The organism is Micromonospora sp. NBC_01405, from assembly GCF_045040155.1.
Taxonomy (GTDB): domain Bacteria; phylum Actinomycetota; class Actinomycetes; order Mycobacteriales; family Micromonosporaceae; genus Micromonospora.
In genome coordinates this window covers 7,115,658-7,136,684 of sequence record NZ_CP109532.1, presented here as the reverse complement: position 1 = coordinate 7,136,684, position 21,027 = coordinate 7,115,658, and the positions used below count along the sequence as shown (strand labels likewise).

Annotated in this window: 21 protein-coding genes; 14 read left to right on the top strand and 7 right to left on the bottom strand. The window is 70.1% G+C overall.

Annotated features, from left to right (window positions below):
* The first annotated feature begins 91 nt into the window (after positions 1-91).
* Positions 92-352: a hypothetical protein gene (locus OG559_RS30510; RefSeq protein WP_405110439.1), complete on the top strand. Its 261-nt coding sequence runs from the start codon at positions 92-94 to the stop codon at positions 350-352.
* Between the two features lie 332 nt (positions 353-684).
* Here OG559_RS30510 and OG559_RS30505 read toward each other — a convergent pair whose 3' ends face one another.
* Positions 685-2,676, bottom strand: coding sequence for an acyl-CoA dehydrogenase (locus OG559_RS30505; RefSeq protein WP_405110436.1), 1,992 nt, complete (start codon positions 2,674-2,676; stop codon positions 685-687).
* Between the two features lie 139 nt (positions 2,677-2,815).
* On the opposite strand from OG559_RS30505, the gene OG559_RS30500 reads away from it, so the two are divergent.
* The 3 genes from OG559_RS30500 to OG559_RS30490 all read left to right on the top strand — a co-directional run bounded on the left by OG559_RS30500 (position 2,816) and on the right by OG559_RS30490 (position 4,490).
* Positions 2,816-3,226: a hypothetical protein gene (locus OG559_RS30500; protein ID WP_405110433.1), complete on the top strand. Its 411-nt coding sequence runs from the start codon at positions 2,816-2,818 to the stop codon at positions 3,224-3,226.
* Between the two features lie 352 nt (positions 3,227-3,578).
* A complete protein-coding gene (locus OG559_RS30495) occupies positions 3,579-3,905 on the top strand; it encodes an alpha/beta fold hydrolase (RefSeq protein WP_405110430.1) in 327 nt (108 codons plus the stop codon).
* A gap of 9 nt (positions 3,906-3,914) precedes the next feature.
* Positions 3,915-4,490 (top strand): NADPH-dependent FMN reductase, encoded by a 576-nt coding sequence (locus OG559_RS30490; protein ID WP_405110428.1) that lies wholly within the window; start codon positions 3,915-3,917, stop codon positions 4,488-4,490.
* Positions 4,491-4,708: 218 nt separating this feature from the next.
* Here the strand turns inward: OG559_RS30490 and OG559_RS30485 are convergent, their stop codons facing one another.
* The 6 genes from OG559_RS30485 to OG559_RS30460 form a co-directional block, all read right to left on the bottom strand.
* Positions 4,709-6,169: an SDR family NAD(P)-dependent oxidoreductase gene (locus OG559_RS30485; protein ID WP_405110425.1), complete on the bottom strand. Its 1,461-nt coding sequence runs from the start codon at positions 6,167-6,169 to the stop codon at positions 4,709-4,711.
* A gap of 200 nt (positions 6,170-6,369) precedes the next feature.
* Positions 6,370-6,852, bottom strand: a complete 483-nt coding sequence (locus tag OG559_RS30480; RefSeq protein WP_405110422.1) for a phosphatase PAP2 family protein — start codon at positions 6,850-6,852, stop codon at positions 6,370-6,372.
* Between the two features lie 4 nt (positions 6,853-6,856).
* Positions 6,857-7,177, bottom strand: coding sequence for a DMT family transporter (locus OG559_RS30475; protein WP_405110420.1), 321 nt, complete (start codon positions 7,175-7,177; stop codon positions 6,857-6,859).
* Between the two features lie 11 nt (positions 7,178-7,188).
* Positions 7,189-7,905: a hypothetical protein gene (locus tag OG559_RS30470; RefSeq protein ID WP_405110417.1), complete on the bottom strand. Its 717-nt coding sequence runs from the start codon at positions 7,903-7,905 to the stop codon at positions 7,189-7,191.
* A complete protein-coding gene (locus tag OG559_RS30465) occupies positions 7,902-8,675 on the bottom strand; it encodes a hypothetical protein (RefSeq protein WP_405110414.1) in 774 nt (257 codons plus the stop codon). Before OG559_RS30465 ends, OG559_RS30470 begins: the two co-directional genes overlap by 4 nt.
* Positions 8,676-8,692: 17 nt before the next feature.
* Positions 8,693-10,027: a cytochrome P450 gene (locus OG559_RS30460; RefSeq protein ID WP_405110411.1), complete on the bottom strand. Its 1,335-nt coding sequence runs from the start codon at positions 10,025-10,027 to the stop codon at positions 8,693-8,695.
* A 432-nt stretch (positions 10,028-10,459) separates the two neighbouring features.
* Between OG559_RS30460 and OG559_RS30455 the strand changes: the two genes are divergently transcribed.
* The 10 genes from OG559_RS30455 to OG559_RS30410 all read left to right on the top strand — a co-directional run bounded on the left by OG559_RS30455 (position 10,460) and on the right by OG559_RS30410 (position 21,001).
* Positions 10,460-11,350: a polyprenyl synthetase family protein gene (locus OG559_RS30455; RefSeq protein ID WP_405110409.1), complete on the top strand. Its 891-nt coding sequence runs from the start codon at positions 10,460-10,462 to the stop codon at positions 11,348-11,350.
* A 14-nt stretch (positions 11,351-11,364) separates the two neighbouring features.
* On the top strand, positions 11,365-12,462 hold the full coding sequence (locus tag OG559_RS30450) for a Rieske 2Fe-2S domain-containing protein (RefSeq protein WP_405110406.1): 1,098 nt from the start codon (positions 11,365-11,367) through the stop codon (positions 12,460-12,462).
* A complete protein-coding gene (locus OG559_RS30445; protein ID WP_405110403.1) occupies positions 12,459-13,526 on the top strand; it encodes an aromatic ring-hydroxylating dioxygenase subunit alpha in 1,068 nt (355 codons plus the stop codon). The genes OG559_RS30450 and OG559_RS30445 overlap by 4 nt, the downstream gene beginning before the upstream one ends.
* Positions 13,523-14,362 carry an SAM-dependent methyltransferase gene (locus tag OG559_RS30440; protein WP_405110400.1) on the top strand — a complete coding sequence of 280 codons (840 nt, stop codon included), beginning with the start codon at positions 13,523-13,525 and terminating at the stop codon, positions 14,360-14,362. Before OG559_RS30445 ends, OG559_RS30440 begins: the two co-directional genes overlap by 4 nt.
* 135 nt (positions 14,363-14,497) lie before the next feature.
* Entirely contained in the window at positions 14,498-14,950 is a 453-nt protein-coding gene (locus tag OG559_RS30435; RefSeq protein ID WP_405110398.1) for a protein phosphatase, read from the top strand.
* A 46-nt stretch (positions 14,951-14,996) separates the two neighbouring features.
* Positions 14,997-16,046 carry a Rieske 2Fe-2S domain-containing protein gene (locus tag OG559_RS30430; RefSeq protein ID WP_405110395.1) on the top strand — a complete coding sequence of 350 codons (1,050 nt, stop codon included), beginning with the start codon at positions 14,997-14,999 and terminating at the stop codon, positions 16,044-16,046.
* Entirely contained in the window at positions 16,039-18,558 is a 2,520-nt protein-coding gene (locus tag OG559_RS30425; protein ID WP_405110392.1) for a PEP/pyruvate-binding domain-containing protein, read from the top strand. The genes OG559_RS30430 and OG559_RS30425 overlap by 8 nt, the downstream gene beginning before the upstream one ends.
* Complete coding sequence (locus tag OG559_RS30420) at positions 18,555-19,142, top strand: hypothetical protein (protein ID WP_405110389.1); 588 nt, start codon at positions 18,555-18,557, stop codon at positions 19,140-19,142. Before OG559_RS30425 ends, OG559_RS30420 begins: the two co-directional genes overlap by 4 nt.
* On the top strand, positions 19,135-20,151 hold the full coding sequence (locus tag OG559_RS30415; RefSeq protein ID WP_405110387.1) for a lysylphosphatidylglycerol synthase transmembrane domain-containing protein: 1,017 nt from the start codon (positions 19,135-19,137) through the stop codon (positions 20,149-20,151). The genes OG559_RS30420 and OG559_RS30415 overlap by 8 nt, the downstream gene beginning before the upstream one ends.
* Positions 20,144-21,001: a class I SAM-dependent methyltransferase gene (locus tag OG559_RS30410; protein WP_405110384.1), complete on the top strand. Its 858-nt coding sequence runs from the start codon at positions 20,144-20,146 to the stop codon at positions 20,999-21,001. Before OG559_RS30415 ends, OG559_RS30410 begins: the two co-directional genes overlap by 8 nt.
* Positions 21,002-21,027: the final 26 nt, after the last annotated feature.

Below are 21,027 nucleotides of genomic sequence, written 5' to 3'. Positions count from 1 at the left end.
GGTCCAGGCTGCCCGGATGGTGGATCATCAATCGGTGATCGTGGATTTATGATGGCCGGGCAGGTTCGCCATCACTCGGGAAGGACTCGCCATGCCCCAGCCGCTCCGCCGCCGGCTCGCCCGCCTCGCGGTTGTCGCCGCTACCGCGGCAGCCGTCAGCTTCGCCGTCCAGCCGGCCCCGGCCGCCGCCGTGCAATTCGATTGGAACGGCTATTTCGTCACCTACGACGAGTGCGAGCTCTACCGCATCGATGCCAGCTACCGGGGTGAGGTGAGTAGCAACTGTGAGTACCGCACCCTGCCCAACAGCGAATACAACGGCTGGTACTTCCGGGCTTGGCTGCCGGGGTAGGACCGCCGGGCGACCGGATCAGGTGGCGGCAGCGTGTGCCGGGCTTACGCGTCCCGCCCTGCCGTCACCGAGGCCACCGATCGCAGCCCGTATGCCGACCGGGCGGCCACTGCGGCGCAGGGGAGACGCGGGTGCCACCCGGGGTCCCGCCGGGGTCGGCCGAGGGTGGCGAAGAGGTCCACGCTGTTGCCGTCAGCGCCCGTTCATCGAAGATTCGCTCTTCGTGCTGGCTCCGCTCGGCGCGCGCCCGACGGCTACCCCTCGCCACCCGGCCGCGTCGGTGACCCCACGGACCACCTCGACCGACAGCCACTACACACGAGCCTTCCTGCCTACGCCGGGACTGCCTGCGGATCACCGGCGGCGTCGTGGGCGGCCATGGCCTCCTGCCGGCGGGGTTCCTCGCGCAGTACGGCGCAGTGCAGCCACGTGTCCGGGATGGCGAAGCCGTCCACGAGCGTCCGCATGTGCGGGCGCAGCTCTTTGAGCAGACCGTTCACCACGCCGGTGATCGCCTTGGCGCGGGCCGGTGTGAGCCGGCCGTGCTCCAGGAACCATCCCTTGTTCGCCTCGATGACGCTGAGCGCGTACAGGTCACAGACCCGGGAGAGCAGCGCCTGGACCGCCGGGTCCGTGGTGTCCTCGATGCCGGCGACGAACGCCTCCAGGGTGACTCGGTCGATGTGCGCGGCGGCGACGGCGAGGACGTGGTCCTGAACGTCGTTGAAGATGTCGAAGGGACGGTCCTTCTTCGTGGCCGCGCCGTTGCGGAGGCGGCGGACCGCGCCGTCGAGCAGGTGCCGCTCGCGGTCCTCGAAAACCTTGAGCTGCCAGCCGCGGTCGGTGACGGCGACCTCCTCGTCGCGGCCGGGCACGGCACCGATCAGCCGCTCGATGAGTGACCGCGCGGCGGTGCGCTCGAGCACCATCTCGCGCACCTGCTCGGCGACGAAGGAAGCGCGCCCCCAACCGTCCAACGAGCCGAACTCGTCGCGGTAGCCGGTGAGCAGCCCCTTGGCGACCAGCTGCAGCAGCACCGTATTGTCGCCCTCGAACGTGGTGAAGACGTCGGTGTCGGCCTTGAGACTGGGTAGCCGGTTCTCGGCGAGGTAGCCGGCGCCGCCGCACGCCTCGCGGCACATCTGGATGGTGCGGGTCGCGTGCCAGGTCTGCGCGGCCTTGAGACCGGCGGCCCGGGACTCCAGCTCCCGTTGCCGGCGCTCGTCGACCGGCCCGTCGCCGCCCTGCACCTCACTCAGCGCGGCGACCAGCTCAGTCTGGGCGAAGTGCAGCGCGTACGTGGTGGCCAGCGCGGGCAGCAGCTTGCGCTGGTGGGCCAGGTAGTCGTTGAGCAGCACCTCCCGGTCCGCGCCGGGCGTGCCGAACTGGCGGCGGAGGTCGCCGTAGCGCACCGCGATGGTCAGCGCCGACTTGGTGGCCGCCGACGCGGCGCCGCCCACGCTCACCCGGCCGCGGACCAGGGTGCCGAGCATGGTGAAGAAACGCCGGGAGTCGTTCTCGATCGGGCTGGCGTACGTCCCGTCCTTCGCGACCTGACCGTACCGGTCCAGCAGCATGTCCCGCGGCACTCGCACGTGGTCGAAGCTGAGTCGCCCGTTGTCGACGCCGAGCAGGCCGGCCTTGGGTCCGGCGTCGCCGATGGTCACGCCGGGCAGCGGGTTGCCCTGCGCGTCGCGGATCGGAACCAGCCACGCGTGTACGCCGTGCCGCCGCCCGTTGGTGATCAGCTGCGCGAAGACCACCGCCATTCGCCCGTCCCGGGCCGCGTTGCCGATGTAGTCCTTGCGGGCCGCCTCGTACGGGGTGTGCAGGTCGAAGGTCTGCGTCTGCGGGTCGTACGCGCAGGTGGTGCGTAGCTGCTGGACGTCGGAGCCGTGGCCGGTCTCGGTCATCGCGAAGCAGCCGAAGATCTTGCCCGAGACGATGTCCCGTAGATAGGCGTCGTGGTGCCGCTGGGTGCCGAGGGCCCCGACTGCGCCGCCGAACAGGCCCCACTGCACGCCCGCCTTGACCATCAGCGACAGGTCGACCTGCGCCAGCATCTCGCTGGCGACGATCGAGCCGCCGACGTCGGATCTGCCGCCGTACTCGGTGGGGAAGGCCGACGCGATACCCAACTCGACGGGGAGTTCGGTGAGCAGCCGGCTGATCCGCTCACGTGCCTGGTCACCGGTCTCGCCGTACACCGGGAGGAAGCGCTCGTCGAGGTGGTTCCGGTGCGCGTTGCGAACCTCGGCCCACGGTCCGTCGAGCACTTCCTGCAGGCGTGCGAGGTCGATGCGGCCGGACGCGTGATCGGGCATGGTCACCCCTCGGGATGGCGGACATATGGGTACAGTCCGGTCCCGATCAAGAATACCGGCCCGCTTCAGTGGCAGCGGCACCGCGCTACCAGCGACGGCGGCACGAGGGCGGACGGGCTCGGCGGTACGCGCGACCCGCATGCCGCAGGGCCGGGCCTGCGGCTCGGCTTCTAGATCAACAACCCCAGACCGCCGCTTCTCGATGTCCGGGCCGGCAAGTGCCCGGATCGCCGGCGTTGTCGACTGGGCAGCGACCTCCTGGGGCCCGGCGGATTTCGATGTGGCGCACTGCTCCACCAATCTCGCGCTGCTGCACGGCCCGGCGTGGGGTCTGCGGTTCGCGCAGGCGTATGAGGAGGCCGGCGGGGTGCTGGCCGCGGCCGCGAGCGAGCGGTTGTACTGGCAGGTGCGGGACGCGCTGGCGTGCTCAGAAGAAGTGCAGTTGGTGGTGCAGCCATGGCGGGAGGCAGGCAGGACAGAGCTGACGACGCGAGCCGTGGAGGAGCGGCTGGATGCCTATGTCACCGCCCTGATGGACGCGCTGAGCTGAGCCAAGGCGGTCCGGGGCGCGGCCCGGACCTGATCGTTCACCGCTCAACCAAGCGAAGAATCGAGGTTCGGCAGCGGCGACATCCTGATCGGCGGGCCACCTCCAGGCTCTGTTCCCGCTCAGCGCGGACGCCGCGGCGGGGGCCGCCACCAACCTCGAGATCTGCTTCAATGACAACGCCCCGCAGAGCCTCGTCGACCGGTTCGCGGAGTACGCACGCGCCCAGTGACCGTTGACCTCCGGCCTCCCAGACAGGAGACCCGCGCGTTTGAACGCTTCCCCCACCGCCACGGTTCTGCGACCCCGACCCGGCCTGGACCTCACGGTGCGCGAGGCCGGGCACGGTGAGGCCGTGCTGGTCCTGCACGGTGCCTCTGGCCCGGACAGCATCGACACCCTGCTCGACCACCTGTCGGTAGGCCACCGGGTGCTGGCCCCGACCCATCCCGGCTGGGGCGACACGCAGCGACCCGATGAGCTGAGCAGCGTCACCGACCTGGCCGCCCCAGCCGATCCTGTGGTCAGCGCCAGCTTCGGCCGTGCCTACGCCGACGCCGTGCCCAACGCGCGGTTCGTGCTGATCCCCGACGCCGGGCACCTGCCCATGCGCGAAGCCCCCGACGAGACACTTTCCGTCATCGACGCGTTTCTCGCCGACGAAACCCTCACGAAGGACTGAGCACACACCATGATCAAAATCGGGATCATCCTGGGCAGCACGCGCCCCGGCCGCAACGGCGAGGCCGTCGCCCGCTGGGTCCTCGAACAGGGCAGCCGGCGAACCGACGCCACCTTCGACCTGATCGACCTGGCCGAGCACCACCTGCCAGCGATCGACGAACCGGTGCCGCCCGCCCGTGGGCGCTACACCCATGAACACACCAAGGCGTGGGCGCGGATCGTCGCGCAGTACGACGGGTACGTCATCGTCACGCCCGAATACAACCACTCCGCTCCCGGCGCCCTGAAGAACGCCCTCGACCGGGTGTACGGCGAGTGGAACAACAAAGCCGCCGCGTTCGTCTCCTACGGCGCTCAGGGCGGTGTGCGCGCGGTGGAACAACTGCGGCCGATTCTCAGCGCTCTGCAGATCGCCCATGTCAGCGCCCAGGTGTCGCTGGGCTTGATGACCGACTTCGTCAACTTCAGCGAATTCAAACCCGGCGACCACCAACACCGCGTGCTGGCCGGCACCCTCGACCAGCTCGTCACCTGGAGTACTGCAATGGCTACCATACGTCAGCCTGCGGAGGTCACAAGCTGACCGCCCTGCAGGGCGACCGGCCCAATGCAACCGAGCGGCGGCTCACCCGCCGGCCGGCGCACCAGGGTCCCATTAAAAGAGAGGACGCGCAGGTGCGACGCCCGTTGGAGCTGGAGAACGAGGGCGCCGACACCGTCGGTCGTACCGCCGCCGGGGGCGCCACCGCCCGGCGCGGTCGGCCTGGGTGGCCGACGGCGGGGCGGGGCGCGCCGCGCTGATCACCAGGCGCAGGGCGAGTAGTCCTTCAGGAAGCAGCCGTAGAGGTCTTCGCCCTGTTCGCCGCGGACGATCGGGTCGTAGACCCGCGCCGCGCCGTCAACCAGGTCCAGCGGGGCGTGGAAGCCTTCGTCCGCCAGCCGCATCTTCGTCGGGTGGGGCCGCTCGTCGGTGATCCAGCCGGTGTCGACGCTGGTCATCAGGATGCCGTCGGTCAGCATTTCCTGGGCACTGGTCCGGGTCAGCATGTTCAGCGCGGCCTTGGCCATGTTGGTGTGCGGGTGCCCCGGTCCCTTGTAGCCGCGGCCGAACTGCCCTTCCATCGCCGACACGTTCACCACATACTTGCGGCGGGCCTTTGCTGCGGCCATCGCCGGTCGTAGCCGGCTGACCAGCACGAACGGCGCGGTCACGTTGCACAGCTGCACTTCGAGCAGCTCCACCGGGTCCACCTCGTGCACCCGCTGCACCCAGCTGTTGACCGGGTCGAGGTCCGGCACCAGACCACCGGCGTCGATGGCGGTGGCTGCGGCGATTCGTTCCGGGGAGGCCGAGCCGCCGGTCAGCGCCAGCGCGGTGAGCGCCTGCGGGGTGATCGCGGCAGACTGCGGCGCGGCGGTCAGGCTGCCCGCCCTACCGCCTCGGCCGGCCGGTTTGGCGAAGGTGATGATCTCCGGCAGCGGGCCGTCCGGCAGGGCCGCGGCCTCCGCGGCGACGAGTTGGGCGTACGCCTCGGCCGTGCGGCGGACCGTCTGCGCAGCGTTGTTGATCAGGATGTCGAGTGGTCCCTGGGCGCTGACCGAGTCTGCGAGCGCGATCACCTGGGCCGGGTCGCGCAGGTCGATCCCGACGATCCGCAGGCGGTGCAGCCAATCCCCGCTGTCCGGCATCGCGGCGAACCGGCGGACCGCGTCGTGCGGAAACCGCGTGGTCACCGTGGTGTGCGCCCCGTCGCGCAGCAGCCGCAGTGCGATGTACATGCCGATCTTCGCTCGGCCGCCGGTGAGCAGCGCGCGCCGGCCGGTCAGGTCGGTGCGGGCGTCGCGGCGCTCCCGGTTGAGCGCGGCGCAGGACGGGCAGAGCTGGTGGTAGAACGCGTCCACCTCGCGGTAGCGCTGCTTGCAGACGTAGCAGCCGCGTGGATTCTGCAGGAGACCGGCCGTGGTGCCCACGGTGGGGGAGGTGAGTGGGATGCCCTGGGTCTCGTCGTCGATCCGGCCCGGGGCGCCGGTGGCGGTGGCCGCCGTCACCAGGCGGTCGGCCGCCGCGATGGCGTCCCGCCGCTCCTCACGCCGCCGCTGCTTGATCACCTTGTAGAGCCTCGCGGTAGCCCGCTGCACCCGCACCACATCGGGATGATCGGAAGGCAGATCCTCCAACGCCTCAAAGACGCTGAGACAGGTCTCCAGCCGGCTGCGGTCGATGCCGTTCTGACCGGTTTCCGTAGTGTTGTACGCCGTCATGCCGTCGCTGTCTCATCCCGTTTCCTGCGCCGGATCTACCCGGCCCAACCCCACGTCCGACCCGAAACTGTACGCACCGCGCGGTCTCCGACGCATCCCGCGTCAGTTCATCTCACATCGCCGCACAACAGCCCCGACTCGCCAGCGGCCTCGGTCCGGCCAACACCATGATCGATCTGCCTGAGCGAGCGGACGTCCTCCTACGGCCCCGCCGGTGTCCGGCGGCGTGGTCGCATCATCAGCCCGCCGAGCCACCAGCCCAGCGCCGCGCCGGCGACGCCGATTCCGATCGCAGCCACGACGTCGACCGGCCAGTGCACGTGCGCGAGAACCCGTGCCACGCCGATCATCGCGGCGGCCGCCATCAGCGCCGCTGCGACGGCCCGACGGTACGGCCACAGCAGCGCTGCCATCATCGTGGTCGCGGTGGTGTGGTCGGACGGGAAACCGCTGTCGGGGTCGTGCGGGAACCACGGCTGCATCTGGCCGTCGGCGAACGGCCGGGGATGGTGGTAGGCGAGCGCGGCGAGTCCGACCAGGGCGGCGGTGGCGGCCGTGGCCACCAGCAACTGGACGGCGATGACGCGCCGGGAGTGCTTGGGCAGGCGCCAGCAGGACACGGCGAATGCGACGGTGACCAGGTAGATGGCGTACTCGGCCACCGCCACCACGGCGGTACGCACCCGGTCACTCCGCGCCGGCGAGGTTGAGGGTCGCCACACCGGCGATGATCAGCGCGATACCGGCGACCTTCGCCGGCGTCAGCGCTTCGCCGAAGGCGAGCCGGGCGACGACCGCTATCGCTGCGGTGCCGAGTCCGGACCAGATCGCATAGGCGACGCTCACCTGTAGGTGTCGGACCGCCAGGGCGAGCAGCGTGAAGGACAGCAGATACGCCACGCCGACAACGATCGTGGGCACGAGTTTGGTGAAGCCGGCGCTGTGTTTGAGCGCCGACGTGCCGGTCACCTCGAACGCGATGGCGCCGAGCAACATGATCCAGGCCATGTCCGTCCTCCTCAGAAGTGCCGCCAGGGCCGGACGCCCTCGGCCTTGAGCCGTCGCCGTAGCATCACGATGTAGATGATGTCGGCGATGAAGACCAGCAGATAGAGGTAGTTGACCAGGGGCGTCAGCGGATAGTCCTGGTGCGTCACGCTGTCGGTGACGAAGGAGGCCGGGCTGTCCGGCCACTGCTGGGTGACGCTGGTCGTCACGGTGAGCGCGGTGGCGATCCAGGCGAACAGCGTGCCGAGGAACTTGGCGACCGCGATGTAGAGCGACTGGCCGCGGCTGCTGCCCCGGCGCACCAGCATCGTGATGAACAGGATCGACATCATCACGTTGATGCCGAAGCCGGTGTACTCGCCGTCCGGGTCGTTGAATTCGAGGAAGGCCAGATGCATCGCCGGGTACGCGGCCGCGATGGCGAGGAGCATCACCGGTCGCAGGTAGCGGCGTACCGGCGGGTCGAACTCGGCGGGCCCGTACCGGTACACCTGCCAGACGATCACCAGGTCGAAGAGGAACCAGACGATGCTCAGCGTGTGGATGTGGTCGGCGAAGGGGTTGATGAAGAATCCGTACGCGGCCTCCCAGCACAGGTTGGTGGCCAGCGCCGCGATCGGCATTCCGTAGGTGTGTTCTTTGAAGCCGCGGTAGATGATCCCCACGTAGGCGATCAGCCAGAAGATCACACAGATGACGCCGGTGACGACGACGGTGTCCGAGGTCATGGAGCCCTTTCGAGGATCGGCTGAGGAATCTGGGCGGTGCGCTGCCGGTAGCGGCGGGTGCCGAGCACGGCCAGGCGGTCGCGCCGGGCTGCCGGGAAGCTGTCGAGACGTTCGTGGAAAAGCGCCTCGTACCGGTCGAGTTGGGCGCGCAGCCGCGCGGGCGCGGCGTCGCCGTGCAGGCGTACGAGCGCGTCGTAGGTGTTGAACTGCCCGCTCGCCACGTCCTGTGTGTAGTGCTCGAGGTCGTTGCCGATGTCGGCGAGCACCTCCACCGGCCACAGCAGGTCGAAAAGGTCCTGGTCGATCGGCCGGCGGAGGATTGCGAACGTCATGGCGTGCAGCAGCCGTACGTCGGAGGAGCGCAGCTCGGCGAGCCGGAGCACCTGCTGCTGGTCGGCGACGCCGTGCGTGGTCACCTTGTTCTCCAGGCGTACGTACCGCTCGCCGAGATCGAGCTGGCGGGCCACCGCGTCGTTGTGGGCGCGGGCGCGCCGAAGAAGTGCCTCGAACTTGTACTTGTAGCGGACCAGCTTGTCGTAGTGCTGGTTGTCCGCCACGTCGAGGTCGAGGTCGCGGCTGTCCTCGGCGACGGCGTCGACCCGGTAGACCAGGTATTCCACGAGGAACGTCAGCGGGGCGCACCGGGCCCGCTGCCATCGGGTCAGCTCCTGCGCCGGGTAGTACAGCTCGGTCACGTACTCCCGGAAGATGCCGCGCGACTTGGACAACACCGCGTGCTCGGTGTGGAGCCGCTCCCGTACGCGTGCCATCGTCGCCCGGTTCCCCATCAGGATGCCTCCCGGACCAGCCGCATCCGGAGGTTCTTCGGGTAGAGCGTCGTCGAGGCGGCCGGGGTGACGCGGGCCCCGGGGACGGGGTCGAGGGTCCAGCGGCGGGTGATCGTGGCCAGCGCGAGCGTGGCCTCGACGTAGCTGAACTGGTCGCCGATGCACTTGCGGGCACCGCCGCCGAAGCTGACGAACGCGCTGCGCGGCGGTGCCGGGCAGCGCGTCGCGTCCCACCGGTCGGGCCGGAACCGGTCGGGCTCCTCGTACAGATCGGCCCGGCGCTGAAGCAGGTACGGGCTCCAGGCGACGAACGTGCCGGCCGGGACCGGGTGCCCGCCGAGCTCGGTGTCGGCGGTGACGGCTCGGGTGACGATCCACGCCGGCGGGTAGAGCCGCAGCGACTCGGTGACGATCCGCGTGGTGAACTCCAGCTTGGGGATGTCCTCGAACGTCGCGACATCGCCGGTGAGGACCTGCTCGACCTCGGCACGCTGCCGGGCCCGCACGTCGGCGTCCTGCGAGAGCAGGTACAGCGACCAGGCGAGGGTGTTGGCGATCGTCTCGGATCCGGCGGCGAAGAACGTCATGACCTCGTCGACCGCCTCGTTCTCGGTCAGCGAGGACGGCGTGTCGCTCTGGTCGTCGCGGGCGGCGAGCAGGCTGGCCAGCAGGTCGTCGTGGTCGCCTGCGTGGGCTCGGCGCTCGGCGACGATGGCGCCGATCGTCTGCCGCAGGCGGGTGACGGCCCTCCGGTAGCGCTGGTTGACCGGCAGCGGCAGCCGGGTCAGCACGGGCGGCAGCAACATGGTGCGGTGGATGCCGCTGACGAGCGTCTGCAGATCGCCGACCGCCTGCCGGAGGCGGTCGGCCGGCATCGACGACGAGAACATCGTCGCGACGGCGATCGACATCGACAGTGACGCCATCTCGGCCCGGACGTCCAGGACCTGGCCCGGCCGCCAGCCGGCGGTCGCCGTGTCGATGTGGCCCGTCATCACCCGGGCGTATCCGGGGTAGCGGCTGTGGTGGAACGAGGGTTGCGCGAGGCGCCGCCGGCGACGGTGCCGGCTGTGCGGGCAGGAGGCGAGGCCGTCGCCGAACTCCTCGAGCCCGGAGTCGAAGGAGGGGCCGCCCTTGTCGTAGGTGCGGTCGTCGACGAGGACCCTGCGGGTCAGTTCCGGGTCGCAGACGACCACGATCCGCACCGGTCCGAGCGTGAGGCGTAGCACGTTGCCGTGCGCCGGCAGGGTGGAGAGGTAGCCGAGCGGGTCGGATAGCAGCGCCGCGGCATGCCCGATCACGGGGATCCGCCGCGGGGCGTCAGGTATCGCCATTCACTTCTCCACCGTCGGTGGCGCCCACACGGGCGCGATGAATGCAAACGGACCTGTTCATCGTTGTCAAAGCAAATTAACATCAATGCGAAATCGCAGCCGACCCTGGCGGATGTCCGTTCAGCGCCGGGTGACGGCATGCCAAGATCGACACGGAAATGGCGGCGCCGCAGCACCGCCAAAGAGTCGACACGGCAATGTCGACTGCCGCAGATCCTCGCTGTTTTACCAGCTCAGCCCGTCTATTCTCGACCTCGACGCCGAGCGGTGGCGGCTGTTTTGATCAAAACTTCACCCCCGTGATTCAACCCTGGCGCTACATTAACACCGTCGTCCAGCGCTGGGCAAAGTCAATGTATAACAGATGAACATTGACTCGTTGCTTCGAGCGGAGTACGGTTGCACCGGCTTTGCACCCATGGGGGAACGTCAATGTTGAAACAGATTGACTTGCCGTCACGCCTGCGCTCGCAGCGTGAGCTCATCAACCGGGAACTCGAGCGGGCCATCCAGATCGGCGGGCCCGACGAGCTGTATCGGACAATCAGATATTCGCTGCTGGCGGGCGGTAAACGGGTCCGGCCGATCCTGTGCCTCACCGCCTGTGCGGCCGGCGGCGGCAGCACCGAGGTGGCGATGCCGACCGCGGTTGCCCTGGAGATGCTGCACACCGCGACGCTGATCCACGACGATCTGCCGTCGATGGACAACGACGACTTCCGGCGCGGCCGCCCCACCAACCACAAGGTGTTCGGCGAAGGCATGGCCCTGCTCGCCGGCGACGCGCTGCTGTCGTACTCGCTGGAGCACGTGCTCCTGCACACCGACGCGCCGCCGAGCCGGGTCCTGCGGGTGATCCACACTCTGCTGCACACCATCGGCATCCACGGTGCGATCGGCGGCCAGGTCATCGACGTCCAGATGGCCGACCGTGAGGACGTCGACCTGGCGACGCTGGAGAGCATGCACACCCGCAAGACCGGCGCGCTGCTCAGCGCCGCCGTGGTGACGGGCGCGGTTCTGGCCGGCGCGGACGAGGAGATGGTCCGCCGCGCCGAGTCGTACGGGATGAAGATCGGCCTGGCCTTCCAGATCATCGACGACATCCTGGACGTCACGTCGACCCTGGACGAGCTCGGCAAGACGCCACACAAGGACGAGAAGCAGCGCAAGGCGACGTTCCCCCGGCTGCTCGGCCTCGACCAGTCGCGCCGTCGCGCCACCGAGCTCGTCGCCTCGGCGAAGCAGGACGTCGAGCTGTTCGGCGCGGGTGCTCAACCACTGTGCGCCATCGCGGACTTCATCCTCACCCGCACCAACTGAACGGGATCGTGCAGATGACCAGAAGGCATACCGACCGGCTGGCCCTGCCCGCGCCGGCCGCCGATCCCGTGCCCGCGGACCTGGCGGCCAGTTGGTACGCGGGCCTCTCCACCGCCCGCCTGCGCGACCGCCCGGTGGCCCTGCAACTGTTCGGCCGTGATCTGGTGGCGTGGCGGGAACGTTCGGGCCGGGCCGTCGTGGCTCCGCGCTACTGCCCCCACCAGGGCGTCAGCCTGGCACTGGGCAAGGTGGACGAGGTCGGCCTGCGTTGCCCGTTCCACGGCTGGAGATTCGACGGGTCCGGCGCCTGCGTGCGGATTCCCGGATCCACACGCATCCCGGCCACCGCGAAGCTGACGCCCTATCCGACCGTGGAACGCTACGGCTACGTCTGGGTCTGGTACGGCACCGCCGAGCCACTGTTCAGCCTGCCGGACTTTCCCGCGCTCGCGGAGAACCGGGATCGCTACGTCGGCTTCCGCTACACCGACCGCAGCACCGGCACGGCCCGGCAGTTGCTGGAGAACGCGTTCGATTACTACCACTTCCAGACGTTGCACGGCCTGTCACTGGACCACACCGAGTTCCGAATGCTGCGCGATCAGTCGGAAGCCGCCGACAACGGCTCGCCGATCGATTCCCCCGCCTGGCTCGGCGCCTGGTTCGAGGGCATCGCCACACCCGGGCACCCGGTACGCGATCCCGCCCGCTGGGGGATGGCCAAAGCGGCGACGTTCGCGGCGGGTGACGCCTTTCAGCTGCTGGTCGACGGTTGGCCCGGCGGCCAGCGCTTCACCGGCTACGTCGACGGCAAGGAATTCTTCAAGGTGCTGCTGGCGATCACGCCGGTGTCCGAACGGGTCACCACCCAGGTCGGCTGGGCGGGCACGCCGCGCACCGGTCGGCTGCGGACGCTCTTCAACCTCGTCATGCTCTACGGGCAGAGCCGCGCCGGAACCCGGCAGGACATCCCGATCTACGACACGACCGAGGCCACCGCCGGAACGCTGCGCACCCCGTACGACAACGGCGTTGCGCACTTCCGCCGGTACTACCAGTCGTGGGTGGGCAAGGTCGAGACGGCGACCGTCCCGGTCAGGAGCCGGTCGTGACCGGGGCGAGCCCGATCTCGCACCAACCGCGCCGGACGGCCCCGTCGCAGCCGGGCACCGACATGCGGCTCGCCGCGGGCTGGTATCTCGCCATGGCCGCTGCCGAGCTGCGCCGCGGGCCGCGGAAGCTCGATCTGTTCGGCCGTGAGCTGGTCGCCTGGCGCGACGGGACCGGCCGGGCGTCGATCATGCCGCGGCACTGTCCGCACCTGGGCGCCAGCCTCGCGGTCGGCAAGGTGGTCGACGGCAGCCTGCGTTGCGCGTTCCACCACTGGCGCTTCGACGCCACCGGGGCCTGCGCGTCGGTGCCCGGCATGCCGCGGCTCTCGCAGTCGATGAAACAGCCGCGGGCCTATCCTCTCGTCGAGCGGTACGGCTACCTCTGGATCTGGTACGGCGGCGGCGAACCGGCCTACCCGCTGCCGGAGGTCCCGGCGCTGACCGAGCGCCGGAACGAATACCTCACCTACCGCTTCTCGCACACGACCGCCGCGACGCCGCGCCGGGTCCTCGAGAACGCCTTCGACCATTACCACTTCATGGCCCTGCACGGCGTCGCGTGCGATCGTGCGCCGGAACTGGTCATGCTGCCGGAACCGGCCGCGGCCGCCGAGAACGGGCCGCCGATCCCCGAGGACGCCTGGACCGGAGCCCGGCTGGAGTTCCCCGGCCTTCAGGTGCCCGCCGCGATCCGCGCGCTCGGGCTGCGCAGCGAGAAGTTCGAACTCCTCGTCGACGGCTGGCCCGCGGGGCAACGCCTCACCTTCCTGCTGGACGGTGAGGTGGTGGTGAAGGAGCTGCTCGGCGTCACGCCGGTCGGTCCGGGGCGTACTCACATGCGCGGCTGGTCGCTGGTCCGCCGTACCGGCAACCCGGCCCGGGACCGGCTGGTGTACCTCGCCTATCGCGCCCACCACTGGTGGGGCACCCGCGAAGACCTCGCCATCTACCGCAACGCCGACGACACCGCGGCGCCCACCCCGACCCGGTACGACCACGCCCTCCTGCGTTTCCGCAAGCAGTATGCGACCTGGGTCGACCGCGCCGAAGAAGGAGCACTGTGAGCGACTCCTACCGCCCTGACCGCGAGAGCGTCGGGGAGATGTATGACAAGATCACCGTGCTGTCCGAGGACATGCTCGGCGACAGTCATCACTTCGGGTACTTCCCGGACGGCGGGCACGAGGGCGTCGGCATGCGGGAAGCGGCCGACAACCTGACCGATCTGCTGATCGAACGGCTGGCGCTTCGGCCCGGCCAGCGAGTGCTCGACCTCGGCTGCGGCACCGGCCGTCCCGCCGTCCGGCTCGCCGAGACCGTCCCGGTCGAGGTCGTCGGCATCACCATCAGCCACGCACAGGTCGACATCGCCACCGAGCGGGCGGCGGCCGCGGGGGTCGCCGATCGCGTACGGTTCGAGCTGGTCGACGCCACGTCCATGCCGTACGACAAGAACTCGTTCGACGCGGTCCTCGCCATCGAGTCGCTTGAGCACCTACCCGACCAGGCCGGCGTGCTCAACGCGATCGCCGGGATCCTGCGGCCGGGCGGCCGGCTGGTGGTCGCGCAACCGGTGCTCCAACGAGTGGACGATCAGGAGCGTGACGACTTCGTCAGACAGCTCTACCAGAACTACCACCTGGCCCAGCCGCCGTACCTGGACGAGTATCCCCAACTCTTCGCTCGCGCCGGGCTGCGTACCCGGTACGTGGAGGACATCTACGAGCAGGTGATCCCGCCGACCCTCGCCGTGGTGGACGCATGGGTCCGGGCGAACTCCGAGCGGATCTCGGCGCTGGGCGACTACGAGCAGGAGGTGCTGGGGCTCATCGACGGCATGCGCACCTTCGCGGAGCTGCCCGGAGTGGGGTTCGCCGTCCTCGTCGCCGGCAAGGAGTGACGGCCGTGCTCCGCTGCCACACCGGCTGTGACGTCGACGAGCGATTCCTGTCCCGTCGTCCCGGTTCGGGGAATCTGTCGCCTAGGCTTTCTCCCGGACCGGTCCCGAGGCCGAGTAGTGGAGAGGGTGTTCCGAATGACCGAAGCCGGCTGGCAGCCGAACGCAGCGGGTGTCATGCGACTGCCGTCCGGACGGCTGGTGCGCGGCCGCGGCCTGCGGCAGCCGTTGCCGGACGGACCCGAGCCGCAGTTCGGGGTCTACCTGGTGGGCTCCCCGCCGAGCCCGGTGACGTGGGAGAGCCGCTGGGTCCGCTGGCGGGACTTCTGGCTGCCGGCCGACCGCACGGAGTTCGTCGGCGTCCTGCGCGAGGTGCTGGACCGGGCCGGGACGCAACGGGTCGAGCTGGCCTGCGGGGGCGGCTTCGGGCGTACCGGGACGGCGCTGTCGTGCCTGGCGGTCCTCGACGGCGTGCCCCCTGCGGAGGCCGTTGCCTACGTCCGCGAGCACTACTTGCACCGGGCCGTCGAGACACCGTGGCAACGGCGTTTCGTCACCCGCTTCGACCAGACGGCGCGCCACCGGCTCTGACCGGTTCGCGTCCCGTTCCCGCCGGACCGGTCGGCGGTGCGGGGCGATGACCGTGCAGAACCAGCCGGCCGGCACGCGTACGGACCGTGGCTTCAACCTGGCGGCGAGCTGGTACGTCGCGCTGCCGTCCGACCGGCTGCGGCGTACGCCGAAAGCGATCACGCTGTTCGGCCGCCGCCTGGTGGCCTGGCGGGACGGCAGCGGTCGCCCCACGGTGATGGCGCGCGCCTGCCCGCATCTGGGCGCCAGCCTCGCCGACGGCAAGGTCGTCGACGGGACGCTGCGGTGCGCGTTCCACCATTGGCGGTTCACCGGTGACGGCGTCTGTGTCGCTGTTCCGGGCACCGACCGCATCCCGCGCGGCGCCCGGGTCAGGGCGTACCCGACAGCGGAGCGTCACGGCTATGTCTGGGTGTGGTACGGCAGCGCCGAACCGATGTTCGCCTTGCCGGAGTTCCCCGCGCTGGACGCCGGAGCGGGGTTCGCCCGCGGGTTCCGGCTGGCCGACCTCACCGGAGCGACCGTCCGGCGGATCCTGGAGAACACGTACGACCCGGACCACCTCGTCGAGTTGCACGGCCTCGACGTCACCGACCAGCCGAGCCTGCGGATCCTCGACCGGCCGGACGAGCTGACCGGACACGGGCCGCCCATCCTCGGTGGCGCGTGGATGGGCGCGGAGCTGACCTGGCCGGCCTACACCGGCAGGCTCGGCGCCCTCGCCAACCTGCTGGGGATCAATGCCAAGCAGTTCGTGTTGCGCGTCGACGGCTGGCCGGCCGGGCAGCGCATCACCTACTGGGCCGACGACGTGATCCAGTACCGGCTGCTGCTCGCCACCACGCCGGTCGCCCCCAACCGGACGGTGCAGCACATCGCCGTCGCCCTCGAACCGAGCGGCCGGCGGCTGCGCGACCTGCGGAACTACCTGGTGCACCGGCCGGAGATCACCGTCACGTCGAACCAGGATCTGCCGATCTTCAACACCCTCGAGACCGGCGACCGGCACGGCATCTACGTCGAACGGGACAGCGGTATCCGCGCCTTCCGCAAGCACTACCAGCACTGGGTGCGACGGGTGGCCGACGATGCCTGACGTCATCGCGCTGTCGGCGGTCGGCCGGGACGACACGCCGACCGTGGGCGCCAAGGCCGCCAACCTGGGCGAGCTCATCGGCGTCGGCGTACCGGTGCCGCCGGGGTTCTGCGTGCCCACCTCGGTCTATGAACGGTTCGCACAGCCGGCTGTGGCGCCGCACCTGGCCCTGCTCGCCGGCGAGGACGAGCGGGCCGCCGGAACGCTGCGCGCGGCGATCGAGGCGATCGAGCTGCCGGCGACCCTGCTCACCGACCTGGAGGAGGCGTTCCGGACGGTGTGCCCGGCCGGCGGAGCCGTCGCGGTCCGGTCCTCCGGCACCTCGGAGGACACGGCGGACACCAGCTTCGCCGGCCAGTACCACACCGAGCTGGGGGTCCGGACGTTCGACCGGTTGGTGACCGCGCTGCTGCGCTGCTGGGCCTCGCTCTGGGACGTCCACGCCATCCACTACCGGGACCGGGTGGGACTGCCGCACGCCGAGGCACGCATGGCCGTCGTCGTGCAGGCCCTGGTGCCCGCCGACGCCGCCGGTGTCATGTTCGTGACCGCGCCGACCGCGGCGGTCACCGAACCAGTGGTCATCGAGTCCAGCTGGGGGCTCGGCGAGGCGGTGGTCAGCGGCGTCGTCACACCCGACCGCCACGTGGTGGACCGCGAGGGCCATCGGCTGCTCAGCACGGAACACTCCCACAAACCCCTCATGGTCACGCCCACCGAGGACGGCGCCACCTTCGTCGACGTCCCGCCCGAGCTGCGCGACACCCCCTCGCTGACCGGGGATCAGGCCGTGGCGCTCGCCCGGCTGGGCATCGCGGTCCAGGAGCACTTCGGCGCCTCCCAGGACATCGAGTGGGCGATCACGGACGGCCGGTTCGCGATCCTGCAGGCACGCCCGCTCACCCGGGACGTGGTGCTGCCCGAGGACGTCCGTTGGCGCAGCCCCATCGAGGGCGCCGAGTGGGCACGGATCAGCATCTGCGACTCGTGGCTGCCGGAGCCGCTGTCCCCGCTCTTCGCGACGACGCTCTTCCCCCGCCTGGTACGCGAGTGGAAGCAGAACTGGTCCGGTCGGGACCCGCGCGTCGACCGCCTGCTGCCGGAGCCGATGTCGGGCACCATCAACGGGTACGCCTACATCCGGCTCGACACCCGACTCAAGCGGCACCCGGTCCAGACCGGCAAGCTCGTGGCCGCCTTCTTCCGCTTCCATCTCGCCCGGCTCGACCGCCAGTGGCGTACGACCCTGCTGCCGCACCACATCGAGCGGATCGAGGCGCTGCGCAGGATCACCCCCGCCACGCTGACCACCCGCGGCGTGCTCGCCGTCATCGACGAGGCCGAGGAACTCAGCGCGGTGTACTGGGCGCTGCTCGGCGGGCTCGCCTGGTACTGGAACGGCGGCGAGTGGCTGCTCGACCGCCTGTACCGCTTTCTGGCCCCGCCGGAGGCGGCCGAGGACGGGTTCGCGGTGCTGTTGCAGGGATACCCGACCAAAGCCTCCGAGATGGACGCCGCTCTCTTCGAGCTCGCCACGGCCGACGGGCCCGGGGACGGGCCACCGGACGGCTTCGACCAGTTCCTGGAGCGGTACGCGCATCAGGCGTACCAGCTGGACTTCGCCGAGCCGACGCCGGTCGAGGATCCGTCGGCGTTCCTGACCACCCTCAAGGCGTACCGGGAGGGTCGTTTCCGCTCGCTGCACGACCGCCTGCGCGACCTGGCCCGCCAGCGGGAAGAGTCCCGCACGACGTTGTTGCGCGGCTTGCGCCGCAAGCCGGTCCGACGCGCCGTGCTCCGGGCTCTGCTGCGCTGGACCCGCTACTACGCCCACGTCCGGGACGAGGCGCTGCACTACTTCACGATGGGCTGGCCGACGATCCGGCGTGGGTATCTCGAGCTGGGCAGGCGGCTGGCCGATGCGGGCGCGCTGAGCGCCGCCGACGACGTCTTCTTCCTCAGCGGCGACGAGCTGACCGAGCAGCTGCGCGTCCTGGGAGCAGGGGACCGGCCGGCCGATCTCGCCGAAACCGTACGCCTGCGGCGGGAACTGCGGGAGCGGCAGCGCCAGGTGTCACCGCCCGCGCAGGTGCCCCGAGGACTGCGGGTGGAGGTGGCCGGCGTGGACTTCCTACCGATCGCCTTTCTCGGCCGCAGCGAGGACCTCGACGAGTCGTCGGCCGATCTCAGGGGGTTCGCGGTCAGTCCCGGTCGGGTCACCGCGACCGCCCGGCACGTCAGTTCGGTGCGGGACTTCAACGAGGTGAGAGCCGGCGACGTGTTGGTCGCCTCGTACGTCACGCCTGCCTGGTCCCCGCTGCTGGGCATCGCCGGCGGCATCATCACCGACAGCGGGGGCGCGCTGTCTCACGGCTCCATCGTCGCCCGCGAGTACGGCATCCCAGCCGTGATGGGCACCGGCAACGCCACCAAGGTCATTCAGAACGGCCAGCTCGTCACCGTCGACGGCACCCGCGGACTCGTCTACCTGACGGAGGGGAGCACCTCGTGACAACTCCGCCAGCACTGTCGGACTGGGTGCCCGGTCTCGACGACTCCGCGACGCTCGCGGAGGCGCACGCCGGGATGCCCGGCGACGATCCCTCCGTCGTCCCGTGGTACGTCCGGCTCCTGGAGAACCCGGCGAGCCCGGTCGCCTTGCCCGGCAACGTCGATCTGTTCGGCCACGACAGCATCCACATCATTCTCGGCCGGGGCACCCTGCCGCCCGATGAGGCCTTCGTGCTCGGGGCCACGATGGGCTCCAGCGGACGACTCAGTCGGTGGCAGCAGAAGCTGTTCACCCTCGCGGCCACCACGCTGTACCGCGGGCCGTGGCGGCTGAGCCGCGACGACCTGCTGCTGTTCGAGATGGCCGTACGCTTCGCGGCTCACCAGAGGATCCAGCCGCTCGGCGATGTGCCGTGGCGCGACCTGCTCGCCTGGCCGCTGGGCGAGATTCGGGTGAAACTGGGCATCCATCCCCCTGACCTGCTCCGCTTCTACGCCACCGAGCGCGCGTTGTGGCCGCACAGTGCCGCTGCCCGGCGGCTGCCGACCTCCGTGGCCGCCGACCCCGTCTGCCCCGATGAGTGAGCCCCGGGGGGTGTCGCCGAGGAAACGGTGGGATCTCGTCGTCCGGGTGTCGCTCATCGCGACAACCGTCATCTCGCTGTGGTGGTTTCTGCGCGGGCTCGACGCGCGCGCGTTCAGCGACACGCTGACCCGCGTGGATGTGCCGCTGTTGGTGGTCGCGGTGCTGCTCAACCTCGTCGCCCAGGTCGTCCGGGCCGGCAGTTGGGTGGTGATGCTGGGCCCCCGACACCAGCCGCCGGCCGGCCGGCTCCTGCGATACGAGTTCGCCGCGCAGGCGGCGTCGTCGATCAGCCCGGCCCGCGCCGGTGAGCTGCTCCGCCTGTGGATGCTCAAACATGAGGGCGTTCCGGTCGGGATCACAGGCGCGCTCATCGTGCTGAAGAAGACGATCGGTGCGGCCTGCATGGGTCTGCTGGCACTGGCCACGCCGTTCCTGGTCCCCGGACTGCCCGGCTGGGTGACCGGCTTCGTCATCGGCGTGTCGGCCCTCATGCTCGGGCTGCTCGGTCTGCTCGTGGTGACCGCCTACCGTGCCCGGGCGAACCGACTGCCGAAGATGCTGCACAGCATGGTCGACGGCATGTACTTCCTGAAGGACCGGTTGCGGTTCAGCTCGGCTTCCTGCCTCATTCTCGTCGGCGAGATGATCGACGTGGCCGCCGCCTACGCGGTCATGCGTGCGCTGCACATCGGTCTGTCGGTGGCCGCCGTCGTTCTGGTGGTCTTCTTCATCGACTTCTCCAACGTCCTGCCCGGCGCACCCGCCAACCTGGGCACGTTCGAGGTCGGTGCCGTCTACTGCCTCGGTCTGCTGCACGTCGCGCCGGACGCCGCCCTCGGCTTTGCGCTGCTGTTCCACGCCCAGCAGGTCCTGCCCCAGGTCGTCGTCGGCCTGCCGCTCCAGCTGCACTTCCTCAGCGTGCGGAAAAAGCAGCCGGACGCCAACGGCCCCGGAACCATCGGCACGGCGACCACCGCGCCGCCGCTAGTACGGAGTGACCATGACTGATCAGCTGTGGGCCGTCTACGACACGGTCGCCGAGGTGTACGACGAGATCGGTCCCGCCTTCTTCAAACCGGTCGGCAGCAGGCTGGTCGGCCACGCGGCGGTAGCGCCTGGTGAGTGCATCCTGGACATCGGCACCGGCCGCGGCGCCGTCCTCTTCCCGGCCGCGGCCGCGACGGGCCCGGACGGCGAGGTCACCGGCATCGACCTGGCACCTCGGATGATCCGGTTCCTCCAGGGGGATATCGACCGGCGCGGGACCGTCAACGCTCGGGCGGTCGTCATGGACGGCCGGGCACCAACCTTCGCTCCGCGGACGTTCGACCTGATCACCGCCAGCATGAGTCTTCCCCTTGTTCCGGATCACCCGGCCACCCTGGCCAACTACGCCCGGCTGTTGCGTCCCGGGGGGCGGATCGCCCTCGCCGTCCCCGGAGCCGTCACCGAAGGGGACGGGTCGCAGATCGCGCTGGAGTTCTTCCAACGAGCCATGCGGGACTTCGCCGCGACCGATGCCGCAGCCGGTACGGCTGACGCACTCGACGCAGCCGACGAGGCTGATGCCATAACCCGGCACCTGCGGGGCGCGGGCTTCGTCGAGCCGCGGGTCGTGGTCGAGGATGTGCCACTCGTCGCGGCGTCCGGGGAGGAGTTCGTCCGCTGGACGTACGCGCAGGGTCTACGCCTCTTCTGGGACATGATCCCGCAGGAACGCCGTCCTGACCTGGAACGTCAGCTCGCTGCGGAACTGGACACCCGGCGGGACGCCGACGGTCGGATCCGGCTCACGAACCCGGTCTGCTTCATCGTGGCCACGTCGCCTGATGCGAGCCAGGAGCACAGGACCTCGTGACGAGCCCCGGGCGAGGGCGCGGCGCA